Source organism: Terriglobales bacterium (assembly GCA_035937135.1).
In the GTDB taxonomy this organism is placed as follows: Bacteria; Acidobacteriota; Terriglobia; order Terriglobales; family Acidobacteriaceae; genus DASYVL01.
This window is the reverse complement of record DASYVL010000124.1, coordinates 1-12,349: the sequence shown is the minus strand read 5'-3', so window position 1 is coordinate 12,349 and position 12,349 is coordinate 1. Positions and strand designations below refer to the sequence as shown.

The window sequence follows — 12,349 nt, the reverse complement described above, 5'->3', positions numbered from 1 at the left end:
GGATCTACCCCTTTGTAGAGCGTCATCCTGAGCCCGCCGTGCGGGCGAAGGATCTATGCATTTGTCGGAGTTTCGGAATGCAGAGATTCCTCGCTCCGCTCAGGATGACAGTCAAAAGGAGAGGGCACGGGACTTTCTCCGTGTCTCCGTGGTGAAAGCCGAGATCCTTCGCTGCGCTCGGGATGACGGCCGCGGGCTCAGACGCCCGCGAAAGCGCCGTCAGATGTCCAGGTTCTTCACATCCAGCGCGTTCTCTTCGATGAACTTCCTGCGGGCTTCGACGTCTTCGCCCATCAGGGTGGTGAAGATGGTCTCGCACGCGGCGATGTCTTCCAGCTTCACCTCGAGCAGCGTGCGGCGCGCGGGGTCCATGGTGGTTTCCCAGAGCTGGTCGGCGCGCATCTCGCCCAGGCCCTTGTAACGCTGCACGCTGTAGTCCTTCTGGCCGGCGTTGAGGACGTACTCGAAAAGCTCACGGGCGGAGGCCTTTTCCACCACCTCCTCGTCGGTCCCTTTCTTGGCGCGGGGGGCGGCCTTGGGGGTTTTCTTCGCGGTCTTCTCGGGTTCGGAGCCCTCGGCGTCGCTCACGTCCTCGAGCGAGCCGTTGCCGGCGGCGCGGGCCACGTGCTCCACCACGAACGGCGGCTCCATGTAAGGCCCGATCTGCTTGTACTTGGAGATCATCTGGCGGTACTCGGGGGTGGAGGCAAGCTGCCAGTTCACGACGCGGTCAGCGCCCTGCGCGTCGGTGAAGTGGGCCTGCCAGAGGTTGTGCTCGTCGTCGAAGGCGAGCTTCACGTCCTTGAAGCCCTCGTCCTTGGCCAGGCTCTTGAGCTTCTTCTCCAGCTTCTCGATCTTCGCGGGCGGAGTCTTCTTGTCGCCTTCGAAATCGGCGCGCAGGGCCAGGCCCAGGCGGGGCAGCAGATCGGTGACGCGCGCGTTGCGCAGGCGCTTGTCCACCTTGTCGAAGAAGCCGAGGTACTCGTTGAGCGTAGTCATGAACTTGGCCAGCGGCGGGCCTTCCAGCTTGGCCGCGCCCTCGCCGTAGCGCACCACGATGCCTTCGGAGGCGCGCTTCACCATCACCCGCACGAACTCGCGGTCGTCCTTGATGTACAGCTCGCTCTTGCCCTTCTTGATCTTGTAGAGCGGCGGCTGGGCGATGAACACGTTGCCGCGCTTGATCAGCTCCTGCATGTGGCGGAAGAAGAAGGTCAGCAGCAGAGTGCGGATGTGCGAGCCGTCCACGTCGGCGTCGGTCATGAGGATGATCTTGCCGTAGCGCAGCTTGGTGGGATCGAAGTCGTCCTTGCCGATGCCCGTGCCCAGCGCGGTGATCATGGCGCGGATTTCCTCGTGGCCCAGCATCTTGTCGTAGCGCGCCTTTTCCACGTTCAGGATCTTGCCCTTCAGCGGCAGGATGGCCTGGAAGCGCCGGTCGCGTCCCTGCTTGGCGGTGCCGCCGGCGGATTCGCCCTCCACCAGGTAGAGCTCGCAGCGGCTGGGATCGCGCTCGGAGCAGTCGGCGAGCTTGCCCGGCAGGCCGCCGCCATCGAGCGCGCCCTTGCGGCGGGTGAGGTCGCGGGCCTTGCGCGCGGCCTCGCGGGCACGCGCCGCTTCAATAGCTTTGTTGATGATCTTGCGCGCCACCGGCGGGTTCTGCTCGAAGAACGTCCCCAGGCGCTCGTTGACGAAGGCCTGCACCACCCCGGCGATGTCCGAGTTGAGCTTGCCTTTGGTCTGGCCTTCGAACTGGGGCTGGGGCAGCTTGGCGCTGATCACCGCCACCAGACCCTCGCGCACGTCGTCTCCGGTGAGGTTTTCCTTCACGTCCTTGAACAGCCCGAGCTGCTGGCCGGCGTAGTTGATGGTGCGGGTAAGCGCGGTGCGGAAGCCGCTGAGGTGCGAGCCGCCATCCACCGTGTTGATGTTGTTGGCGAAGCTGAAGACGGTTTCCGAGTAGCCGTCGTTGTACTGCAGGGCAATCTCCAGGGCGACGCCGTCTTTTTCCGCTTCCATGTAGATGGGCTTGTCGTGCAGCACCTGTTTGCCGCGGTTGAGGTGCTTGATGAACTCGGCGATGCCGCCGCTGTACTTGAAGTCGGTGTGGCGGGCTTCGCCCGTCTTGGGATCGGTCGAGCGCTCGTCGGTCAGGGTGATGAGCAGGCCCTTGTTGAGGAACGCCATCTCGCGCAGCCGCTGGGCCAGGGTGTCGTGGTTGTACTCGATGGCAGTGAAGATCTCTTTGTCGGGGACAAAGTGCACTGTGGTGCCGCGCTTCTGCGTCTTGCCCGTCTTGCGGAGTTTCGAGGTGGGCTCGCCCTTGGAGTAGGTCTGCTCCCAGACGATGCCGTCGCGCCTGATCTCAAGGTCGAGCTGGTAGCTGAGCGCGTTCACTACGCTGACGCCCACGCCGTGCAATCCGCCGGAGACTTTGTAGGTGGCGGTATCGAACTTGCCGCCGGCGTGCAGCTTGGTCATCACCACTTGCGCGGCGGGCATCTTTTCGTCGTCCACCAACATGTCCTCGACCGGGATGCCGCGGCCGTCGTCCACCACGGTGATGGAGTTGTCGATGTGGATGGTGACGTCGATTTGGCCGCAGTGTCCGGCCAGCGCTTCGTCCACCGAGTTGTCCACTACTTCGTAAACCAGGTGATGCAGGCCGAGCTCACCGGTGGAGCCGATGTACATGGCCGGGCGCTTGCGCACCGCTTCCATGCCGCCCAGAACTTTGATGGAGTCGGCGGTGTAGTCGCCGTTCCCGGCGCCGCCGCCGTTCGACTTTTTCGGCTTGGGTTCTGCCTTCACCTTGGACACTTTCGCGACCGCGACTGCGGGTTCGGTCTGAACTTCCTTGGATGACATCAAGCTCCGTTTTCGGATGCGGATGGAGCGCTCGCCGCGGCTGTTTTCACTGCGGCTAGAGTGACTTCAAGCTATTGATATTTAAGTAACTTAGCGCACGCCAGAACAACTCACATTCTAGCACGGAGAGGGCGGTTTCGAGGGTGGGAATCTGTCCGAAAAACGGGGCTGATTAGTGCTTTGTTTCTAGCGGGATGGAGCGGTACATGCGCTCAGATCCGCATGGGCATGATGATGTAGCGGTACTTGAAGTCGTCGCCGTTGGCGGGGCGGAGCTGGCCGGCGGACTGTTCGTCCTTGAACTCCAGGCGGACGTCGCCGGTGTTCGAGGCCTTGAGGAAGTCGAGCAGGTAGCCGGAGTTGAAGCCGATGGTGAGGGGCTCGGCGGCGTAGGCGGTTTCGATGGAGTCCTCGGACTCGCCACTCTCCATGGAGGAAGACGAGATCTTGAGCTCGTTGTTCTCCAGGCGGACCTTGATGGCGCCGGAGCGCTCGTCGGCGAACTGGGCAACGCGCTGGATGGCGCTGGCGATCTCCGCGCTGCCCACCGTGACGCCCCGGGGACACTCGCGCGGCAGCACGGCTTCGTAGTTGGGGAACTGGCCGGTGAGCTGGCGCGAGGTCAGCAAGCGCGGGCCCACGCGGAAGAAGAGCGTGGATTCGTCGCGCGCGAACTCTACTGTTTCCGCGTTGCCATCTTGCAACAGTAGGTTCAGCTCGGCCATGGCCTTCTTGGGCACCAGCGTCTTCATCTCGCCGGAAACGCCTTCCAGCTTGGCCGAGGTGTTCTCGATGTGCGCCAGGCGATGGCCGTCGGTCGCCACCATGGTGATGGAATCCGCCTTCAGCACCATCAGCGCGCCGTTCAGCGTGTAGCGGCTTTCCTCGTTGGAGATGGCAAAGATGGTCTTGGCAATCATCGTCCGCAGCGTGGCTGCGGGGATCTTGATGACGCCAGCGGCGGGAAAGTTGGGCAGCGCCGGGAAGTTGGCCCGCGCCATCCCGACCATCTTGGTGTTGGAGCGGCCCAGGCGTACGTGCACCCAGTGGTTTTCCAGTAGCTTGATGGAGATTTCGCCATCCGGCAGCAGCTTGGCGTACTCGTAGAACTTGCGTGCAGGGACGGTGCAGGATCCTTCCTTTTTGACCTTGGCTGGACAGGCGGTGCGCAGGCTGATGTCGAGGTCTGTGGCTGTTATCAGGAGCTTGTCTCCCGCCGCCTCGAACAAAAAATTGGATAGGATGGGAATGGTGGTCTTGCGCTCGACCACGCCCTGGGTGGCGACCAGTTCCTTGAGTAAGTCCGTTTTGGTTATTGTGATTTCCATCAGCCGTCCTGTTTCTGCTCCTACTTATACCAGAAAGAAAGTATTTATATTAAGAAGTAGCAGTAGAGGCAGAGGAAATCTGGGAATCATTCCATTCATCCCGTGAAGCCTGCCTCTTTCGCTAGAACTGCTTGTTGAGAACTGGGACCAGCACCGCACAGGGAGAGCCGAATCGCGTCCTTTTTTCCACTCTCTTCACAGCTCGTGCACGACCGCTGTCTCAGGGAAATCCACCGCTACTGTTCGAATGGGCTCCTCAGGCCCGGTCCATCAGCTCAATATCTCGGTCAGCTTGTTGAGCATCCTGTTCAAATCCTTGTCGGCCTTACGCACCTGCTCTATCTTCTCCACCGAGTGCATCACGGTGGTGTGGTGCTTGCCGCCAAACTGGCGCCCGATCTCCGGCAGCGAGGCCTGGGTGAGGTGCTTGGCCAGGTACATGGCGACCTGCCGCGGGTAGACAATCGGCCGAGAATTGTTCTTGGCCTTGATGTCGGCTACGCGCAGGCCGAACTGCTCAGCCACCGCCTTCTGGATGGAGTCAATGGTCACGCGGCGGGTCTGAGCGTCGATGATGCTCTTCAGCACCTGCTGCGCCGTCTGCAGGGTGAGCGGCGCGCCGGTCAGCGAGGTGTAGGCCATCAGGCGGATGAGCGCTCCCTCGAGTTCGCGGACGTTCGACCGGATGTTGGAGGCGATGAACAGCGCCACGTCCGTGGGCAGCGGGACGCGCTCCAGCTCCGCCTTCTTTTGCAGGATGGCGACCTTAGTCTCCAGGTCCGGTGGCTGGATGTCGGCGATCAGGCCCCACTCGAAGCGCGAGCGCAGACGGTCTTCGATCTCCGCCAGCTCCTTGGGCGGGCGGTCGCTGGCGATGACGATCTGCTTGAGCGAATCGTGCAGCGCGTTGAAGGTGTGGAAGAACTCCTCCTGGGTGCGCTCCTTCTGGCGCAGGAACTGGATGTCGTCCACCAGCAGCACGTCCACGTTGCGGAAGCGGTCGCGGAAGCTGGCCATCTTGTCGTAGCGCAGGGAGTGGATCACCTCGTTGGTGAACTTCTCGCTGGTGAGGTAGCAGATGGCCGACTGGGGCTGGCGCTTCTTGACCTCATGCCCGATGGCCTGCATGAGGTGGGTCTTGCCCATGCCCACGCCGCCGTAGAGGAAGAGCGGGTTGTAGGCCTTGGAGGGGCGCTCGGCGACGGCGCGGGAGGCGGCGTGCGCGAACTGGTTGGCGGCGCCGATGACGAAGGCGTCGAAGGTGTACTTGGGATTGAGTTGGGCGGCGCTGTCCCAGTCGAAGCGCGCCTGCGCCGGCCGCGCGCCGGGGGCCGCCGGGGAGGGCGCGAAGCCGCCGTCGTGGCGCACGGTGGTGGCCGAGGGTTCCTCCTCCACGGTGACGAACTCCACGTCCTCGAACTTCAGCTCCAGCTTCTCGATGGCTTCGTGGATCAGGTCGCCGTAGCGGTCGCCGATCTGGCGGAACTCGGCGGTGGGCACGCGCACCACCAGGATGTTGCCGCGGGCGTGGCTGTAGCGCGTGGGCTTGAGCCAAGTGTCGTAGGAGTGGCGGTTGACCTTTTTCTCCAGGCTGTCCAGGATGCGGACCCAGGGATTGGCGGTGGCGGCGGTGACGGTCGAGAGCGACATAAGCGAATAACCCAAAAATCCTAAGAATGCGAATTCAAAAACTCCCGCGGCGAAGGAAGATTCGCTCTCTGCTCCGCGGGGCCCGGCTGATTCTGGTTAGAGCCCTGAGCCGAGGGGCACAGAGCGGATGTTTTTGGAAAGTGTTGCTCGGTTTCAATGTGACAGGGCGGCATACTAGCATGAAAACTTTTTCCGTGGAGTCGCGCGCAGAGAAATTTTCGCTCCCGGAGTTTCTCTTGAACGCCTGAGGAAAACTTCTGTCAAGTAGTTAGTTTGTTAATAGCGCAAAGGTGGTGCAGCGGGGAGCCGCGACGAGAGCCAGAGGCCCGGCAAGAGCCCAAAGCAGATTTCTCGCTGCGCTCGGAATGACAACCGGATGGCGAGGCGGCGCGTTGCCGCCCTTTCCGCGCGTCCTGTATACTCGATGGTTTATCGAGAGGAGCGCAATCTTTCATGCCGAAGCGCACATTCCAACCCAACCGGCGCCACCGTTCGAAGACGCACGGCTTCCGGAAACGGATGCAGACGCAGGGCGGACGCGCGGTGCTGTCGCGCCGCCGCGCCCGGGGCCGCAAGCGGGTCTCGGTGCCGCCGGGCTTCCGGGATTAGCCGGTCGGCGACCGTGTCCAGCGTGGTGGATCTCAGGTTTCGTCCCTCGCTGCGGCTGCGCAAGCGGGCCGATTTCGACAGGATTTACAAGGGCGGCGACCGCCATTCTTCCGCCAACCTGACCGTGATCTTCCTGGCCGCGGCCAGCGGCGGTCCCCGCGTGGGCTTTACCGCGGGAAAGGCGCTGGGCGGAGCGGTGATCCGGAACCGCATCCGGCGGCGGCTGCGGGAGGCGGTGCGCCGCCACCTGCGCGAGCTGAAGACGCCGGCGGACGTGGTATTCCATCCCCGGAAGTCGGCCCTGCGCGCCGAGTTTTCCCAACTGGAGGCGGAAGTAACGCGCGCCTTCGCGGTCATCAGCAAGAAACTTTCGCGCGCCTGAGGCGCGCCGGGCGAGATGAGATGAAAACGCTGCTCCGATTCCTGTTGCGCGGCTACCAGCGCTGGATCTCGCCGGTGCTGCCGTCCGCCTGCCGCTACGTTCCCAGTTGTTCCCACTACGCGCTGGAGGCGGTGGAACTGCACGGCGCGCTGCGCGGCAGCCTGCTGGCCGCGTGGCGAGTGCTGCGCTGCCATCCCTTCGTGCGCGGCGGGTATGACCCGGTGCCCAGGCCCAAGAGTTCGCCGCTGGGATCCGGAGACATAGAGCTTCTCAGAAGCAAATCTTGAACGGAGACCCCCAAAATCCGCAGCACGATCCGGGCTCGGAAAAGCGCCTGCTGCTGGCCTTCGCCCTGACCTTCCTGGTGCTGCTGGTGAGCCAGCCGCTCATCACCAAGTACGCCAAGCAGGCGGAGCCGCCGCCGACGGAGAAGCCTGCTCCCACGCAGCCGGCAGCGGGCATCCCGCAGCCCGCAGCTCAGCCGCCTGTGGCCAGCAAGAGGAGGTCGCAAGCCACCGCCCCCGCGGCCACGGTGCAGGCAGCGGGCGAGCAGGAGACGGTGGTGGAGAACGACTTCTACCGCATCGTCTTCACCAACCGCGGCGCGCAGGTGAAGTCGTGGGTCCTGAAGAAGTACAACGACCACCCCGGCGGCAAGCCTCTGGACCTGGTGCACCACGCGGCGGCGGAGAAGTACGGCTTCCCGCTCTCGCTCTGGACCTACGACGAAAGCCTGCGGAAGAAGTTGGGTGAGGCGCTCTACGTGGCCAGCGCCGAAGGCGGCGCTGCTACGGCTGATGCGACCCTGAAGGCGCCAGCCGTTCTCAGCTTCGCCTATGCCGACGGCGAGACGGTGGTGCGCAAGACCTTCCGCTTCGGCCACTCCTATGTGGTCGAGGTGGAGACCTCGGTCACCGAGAAGGGCAGCGTGGTGCAGGCTTACCTGGCGTGGCCGACAGGGTTCGGCGACCAGGCGCTCCCGGTGCAATACGCAGCGGCGCAGGTCGAGTGGTACAGCGGCGGCCGCAACTGGCACGGCGGGGAGAAGGTAGAGCGCCAGGCCTTCAAGAAGGTCAGCGGCGGGGCCACCGTGGGCGGGCCGCTCTATTGGGCGGGCGTGGCCGACTCGTCCTTTGCCGCCGTCTTCCTGCCCGACGAGCCAGGTTCCGCGGCGCTGGTCACGCTGCACGGCGAGTTGGAGATCCCCAAGGACGCGAGCAATCCCCAGTCGAAAGAGATGCAGAAGGTCCCGGTGCTGGGCGCGGCGACGGGCGACACCCGGGGTGTGACGCGCGGGCGCTGGTTCGTGGGGCCGAAGGCGGTGGACGTGCTCGATGCCATCCACGTGCGCGGCACGGAGAGCGCCACCGACCTGCGCAACCTAGTGGACTTTGGCATGTTCGGCGTGATCGCGCGGCCGCTCTTCCTGTGGCTGAAGTGGACGCACGAGCACTGGGCCAGCAACTGGGGCTGGGACATCGTCATCCTCACGGTGATCATCAACCTGGTGCTGATGCCGCTGCGCATCTCCGGTATGAAGTCGGCGATGAAGATGCAGAAGCTGGCGCCGCAGATCAAGGCCATCCAGGAGAAGTACAAGAAGTACAGCTTCAACGATCCCCGGAAGGCGGAGATGAACCAGGAGATGACGGCGCTCTACAAGAAGGAGGGCGCCAACCCGGTGGGCGGCTGCTTCCCTATGCTGCTGCAGTTCCCCTTCCTGGTGGCCTTCTACGCCATGCTGACGGCGGCCATCGAGCTGCGCCACGCCCCCTGGCTGTGGGTCCACGACCTTTCGGCCGCCGACCCCTATCACATCCTGCCTATCCTGCTGATCGCCACCATGTTCCTGGTGCAGAAGGTGACTCCCGCCGCGGGCATGGACCCCATGCAGCAGAAGATGATGAACGTGATGATGCCGGTGATGCTGGGCTTCATCAGCTGGTCGCTGGCGGCGGGGCTGGGCGTGTACTGGGTGGCCAGCAACGTCATCGCGCTGGTCCAGCAACTGGTGCTCTACCGGACCAAGTTCGGCCGCGAGATGAAGGCGCAGATGGAGAAGCACGCGCGCAAGAAGGGGAAGTAGCGACCCGCGGGCCTCGAGGCGCAAGCCCCGAGCCGGGCCCCTCTTCTATAATCGAAGGCCGTGGCCGGCAGTAAGCCGGCAACAGACAACGGAACTCCTATGCCGATCGCAGACAAAATCGCCTCCGCCAAAAAGATTGACGAGCTGCTGAAGGGCCTGCTGGCCAACGGCGGCTTCCGGCTGAAGTACCGCATCGTGGTGGATCCGCCCCTGCCCGAGAACCGGGACTGGGAGGCGCCGGAGATCCAGGTGGACCTTTCCGGGCCGGACAGCGGGCTGCTGCTGGAGCGCAACGCGGAGCTGCTGCGCGCCTTCGAGCATCTGGCCCTGAAGACGCTGCGCCTGGAGTCGGAGGAGCACGAGAAGGTCAGCTTCGACTGCATGAACCACAAGGCCATGCGGCTGGAGGAGCTGAAGCTGGCGGCGGACGTGGCCGCGGAGCGAGTGCGCAAGACGGGCGTGCCCTACGAGTTCCATCCCATGTCGGCGCGCGAGCGCCGCATCCTCCACCTGGCGCTGCGCGACGACGCCGAGCTCAAGACCGAAAGCCAGGGCGAAGGTGGCCGTCGCTACGTGGTCATTTATCCCAAGAACTACCAGCCGGGGAAAGCGCGCCCCGCCTTCGGGCAGCGCCGCTGAACCTATGCTCACCCCCGTTCCGAAGAAAAGACTAGAAGTCCGGACCGCATGTTGGCATGATGCATCCAACGGATGATGTGTTCGACGGGAGTGGGGAATGTCTGCTGAACTAGCCATGCTGGGGGAAGTGCCGCTGTTCGCGCTGCTGGACCAGCGGGAGCGGAAGGCTTTGGCGAAGCTGCTCAACACCAGGCACTTTGACAAGGGCGACACTGTTTTCTCATACGGCGATGCCGGAGACGCGCTCTACCTGGTCCGGCAGGGCCGGGTAGAGGTGTTCGTGGAGAACACCGAGGGCGGGAAGATCCTGCTGGCGGAGAACCAGGCCGGCGACCTGTTCGGCGAGATCTCGCTGCTCGATGGCGGCGCCCGCACCGCCACCGCAGTCTGCGTGGAAGAGACCGACGTGCTCACGCTCGACCGCGAGCACCTGCTGAAATTCATCACCGAGCACCCGCACGCCGCGCTCGACCTGCTGACCGTCATGGGTAGCCGCCTGCGCGCCACCGACGAGCTGCTGCGCACCCACGTCTCCCGCAACCTCAACGAGGAAGAAGAGGAGCGGCTGACCTTTGGGGAGCGCATCGCCGACCGCGTGGCGGTTTTCGGCGGTTCCTGGACCTTCATCCTTACCTTCGGCGCGATCCTGGTGAGCTGGATGAGCGTGAACGCCTACCTTCTTGCGGCGCACCCGTTCGATCCCTATCCGTTCATCCTGCTCAATCTGGTGCTGTCGGCACTAGCGGCGCTGCAGGCGCCGGTCATCATGATGTCGCAGAACCGCCAGGCCACCAAAGACCGCCTGAAAGCCGACCTCGACTACCAGATCAACCTCAAGGCCGAGCTCGAGGTGGCGCAGCTTCACGGCAAGATCGACCGCATCTACGAGCAGATGCAGGCCGCCTTCTCACGCATGGAGAAGGACAAGAAGCCGAACGGGATAGTGAAGTAGCAACGACGTAGCGTCGCCGTAGCGCCGGCAGCCTGCCCGCAAGGATTCCGTTCCCAAGGATTCCGCTCCAACGAGACGCCCTGACGGGTGTCTCTACCCGCTACAATTTCCTGGGCGGCAGCGAGACGCTGCTGCAACAGCCGCCGGGACGGCGGCGCTACGTGTCCCATGCACCTGGACGACACCATCGTTGCCATCTCCACCCCGCCGGGGCGCGGCGGCATCGGAGTGGTGCGGCTCTCGGGACCGGAGTCGCGCGCCATCGCCGCGCCCCTGCTGCGGCTGAAGTCGGAACTCTCCGCCGGGCGCGCCATCTTCGGCGAGCTGATCGAGCCGGGGAGCGGCGAGCGCGTGGACGAAGTCGTGGTCACTTTCTTCGAGAAGCCGCACTCCTACACCACCGACGACGTAGTGGAGATCTCCGCGCACGGCTCCCCCATCGTCCTGCGCCAGGTGGTGGAGTGGGCGCTCGAGCGCGGGGCGCGGCTGGCCGAGCCCGGCGAGTTCACCCTGCGCGCCTTCCTCAACGGCCGTCTCGACCTCACCCAGGCGGAAGCGGTGCGCGACCTTATTAAGTCGCAGACGCTTTACCAGGCGAAGGTGGCGGCGCAGCAGCTCGAGGGCGCGCTCTCGCGGCGCCTGGCGCCCATCAAGAAGGAGCTGGTGGACCTGATCGCGCTGCTCGAAGCGGGCATCGACTTCGCGGAAGACGATGTGCCCGTGCAGTCTGCCGCGGAAATCCTCCGGCGCATCGCCGCAGTGCGCGCGCCGCTCGAGAAGCTCGGGGCCTCGTTCGCCTACGGCAAGCTGGTGCACGAAGGGCTGACGCTGGCCATCGTCGGGCGGCCCAATGTCGGCAAGTCCAGTCTGTTCAACCGGCTGGTGGAGCGCGAGCGCGCCATCGTCACCGCCACGCCCGGTACCACGCGCGACCTGGTGAGTGAGACGGTGGCGCTCGGCGGCATCCCGGTCAAGCTGGTGGATACTGCGGGGCTGCGCGCGGCGCTCGATGAGGCGGAGAGCATCGGCGTCCAAAAGTCACGGGAGGCGCTGGCCGATGCCGACCTGGTGCTGGTGGTCACCGACGCCTCCCAGGCTGCTGCCCAGGACGCGGAACTCCTTCAGCAGGTCGAAGGCCGCTCCCACATCGTGGTGGAGAACAAGAGTGACCTGGCTGCGAAAAACGAGAAACCAGAAACCAGGAACGGCTTCATCCGCACCTCGGCGTTTACCGGCGAAGGCATCCCCGAGCTGCGCGGGGAGATCCTGCGACACGTGGGCGGCGACGCGGGCGCGCAGGCGGAGTCGGGCTTCCTCACCAACGTGCGCCATCAGAAGCTGGTGGGCGAGGTGCTGGCCGGCCTGACGGCGGCCGAGCGCGCCACACGAGAGAACCTTCCCCACGAGATGCTCCTGCTCGACCTCTACAGCGCCTTGCGCCCGCTGGATGAGATCACCGGCGCCACCACCGCCGACGACATCCTCAACCTGATCTTCGGAAGCTTCTGCATCGGGAAATGAGTGTCCGACTTTTTAGGACATCCCGAACGGCTCACGGAGTGAGCCCTACCCGGGGCAAGCTGCCGGAGAAAGGTAGGGTTCTCTCCGGCTTCGCCGTCGGGATGTAAAGCGAAAGCCCAGTCACTACTTCCCCCGGTGCAGCCAGTCGGTAGGAGTAATGGGCGTCACAGCGATCTCGAATGTCCCGCCGATCTCAGCGGGATCGTCGCGGTCTCTCACGAAGGAAACCAGGCGGCGGTCGTCCTCGGCGTAGTAGGGATCGATGAGCTTAAGCTCGCGGATGTCGAAGAAGCGGTTGCCGGTGGGGCTGATGT

At 64.3% G+C, this 12,349-nt stretch carries 11 protein-coding genes; 7 read left to right on the top strand and 4 right to left on the bottom strand.

From position 1 onward, the window contains the following. Positions 1-219: 219 nt before the first annotated feature. The 3 genes from gyrB to dnaA all read right to left on the bottom strand — a co-directional run bounded on the left by gyrB (position 220) and on the right by dnaA (position 5,846). Positions 220-2,868 carry a DNA topoisomerase (ATP-hydrolyzing) subunit B gene (gyrB, locus tag VGQ94_07480; GenBank protein ID HEV2022355.1) on the bottom strand — a complete coding sequence of 883 codons (2,649 nt, stop codon included), beginning with the start codon at positions 2,866-2,868 and terminating at the stop codon, positions 220-222. Between the two features lie 212 nt (positions 2,869-3,080). Then, positions 3,081-4,196 carry a DNA polymerase III subunit beta gene (dnaN, locus tag VGQ94_07475; protein HEV2022354.1) on the bottom strand — a complete coding sequence of 372 codons (1,116 nt, stop codon included), beginning with the start codon at positions 4,194-4,196 and terminating at the stop codon, positions 3,081-3,083. A 270-nt stretch (positions 4,197-4,466) separates the two neighbouring features. Continuing rightward, entirely contained in the window at positions 4,467-5,846 is a 1,380-nt protein-coding gene (dnaA, locus tag VGQ94_07470; protein HEV2022353.1) for a chromosomal replication initiator protein DnaA, read from the bottom strand. 453 nt (positions 5,847-6,299) lie between these two features. Here dnaA and rpmH point away from each other — a divergent pair, with 453 nt between their 5' ends. From rpmH to mnmE, 7 genes are all read left to right on the top strand, one after another. After that, entirely contained in the window at positions 6,300-6,455 is a 156-nt protein-coding gene (gene rpmH, locus VGQ94_07465; GenBank protein ID HEV2022352.1) for a 50S ribosomal protein L34, read from the top strand. A 25-nt stretch (positions 6,456-6,480) separates the two neighbouring features. After that, entirely contained in the window at positions 6,481-6,837 is a 357-nt protein-coding gene (gene rnpA, locus VGQ94_07460; protein HEV2022351.1) for a ribonuclease P protein component, read from the top strand. Between the two features lie 20 nt (positions 6,838-6,857). Then, the gene (yidD, locus tag VGQ94_07455; protein ID HEV2022350.1) at positions 6,858-7,124 is read left to right on the top strand and encodes a membrane protein insertion efficiency factor YidD; all 267 of its coding nucleotides are present in this window, start codon (positions 6,858-6,860) and stop codon (positions 7,122-7,124) included. Further along, entirely contained in the window at positions 7,121-8,923 is a 1,803-nt protein-coding gene (gene yidC, locus VGQ94_07450) for a membrane protein insertase YidC (protein HEV2022349.1), read from the top strand. The genes yidD and yidC overlap by 4 nt, the downstream gene beginning before the upstream one ends. 99 nt (positions 8,924-9,022) lie before the next feature. After that, positions 9,023-9,562: a R3H domain-containing nucleic acid-binding protein gene (locus VGQ94_07445; protein ID HEV2022348.1), complete on the top strand. Its 540-nt coding sequence runs from the start codon at positions 9,023-9,025 to the stop codon at positions 9,560-9,562. Positions 9,563-9,659: 97 nt separating this feature from the next. After that, entirely contained in the window at positions 9,660-10,514 is an 855-nt protein-coding gene (locus VGQ94_07440; GenBank protein HEV2022347.1) for a DUF1003 domain-containing protein, read from the top strand. Positions 10,515-10,682: 168 nt separating this feature from the next. Beyond that, positions 10,683-12,035, top strand: a complete 1,353-nt coding sequence (gene mnmE / locus VGQ94_07435) for a tRNA uridine-5-carboxymethylaminomethyl(34) synthesis GTPase MnmE (protein HEV2022346.1) — start codon at positions 10,683-10,685, stop codon at positions 12,033-12,035. A gap of 123 nt (positions 12,036-12,158) precedes the next feature. Here the strand turns inward: mnmE and VGQ94_07430 are convergent. Further along, positions 12,159-12,349, bottom strand: a 191-nt coding sequence (locus tag VGQ94_07430; GenBank protein ID HEV2022345.1) for a hypothetical protein, incomplete at its 5' end; no start/stop codon positions are given.

Bases quoted from the DNA above. Each gene is read 5' to 3' on its own strand.
- dnaN (HEV2022354.1), bottom strand. From the start codon at position 4,196: ATGGAAATCACAATAACCAAAACGGACTTACTCAAGGAACTGGTCGCC.
- rpmH (HEV2022352.1), top strand. From the start codon at position 6,300: ATGCCGAAGCGCACATTCCAACCCAACCGGCGCCACCGTTCGAAGACG.
- mnmE (HEV2022346.1), top strand. From the start codon at position 10,683: ATGCACCTGGACGACACCATCGTTGCCATCTCCACCCCGCCGGGGCGC.
- VGQ94_07445 (HEV2022348.1), top strand. From the start codon at position 9,023: ATGCCGATCGCAGACAAAATCGCCTCCGCCAAAAAGATTGACGAGCTG.
- dnaA (HEV2022353.1), bottom strand. From the start codon at position 5,846: ATGTCGCTCTCGACCGTCACCGCCGCCACCGCCAATCCCTGGGTCCGC.
- VGQ94_07440 (HEV2022347.1), top strand. From the start codon at position 9,660: ATGTCTGCTGAACTAGCCATGCTGGGGGAAGTGCCGCTGTTCGCGCTG.
- gyrB (HEV2022355.1), bottom strand. From the start codon at position 2,868: ATGTCATCCAAGGAAGTTCAGACCGAACCCGCAGTCGCGGTCGCGAAA.
- yidD (HEV2022350.1), top strand. From the start codon at position 6,858: ATGAAAACGCTGCTCCGATTCCTGTTGCGCGGCTACCAGCGCTGGATC.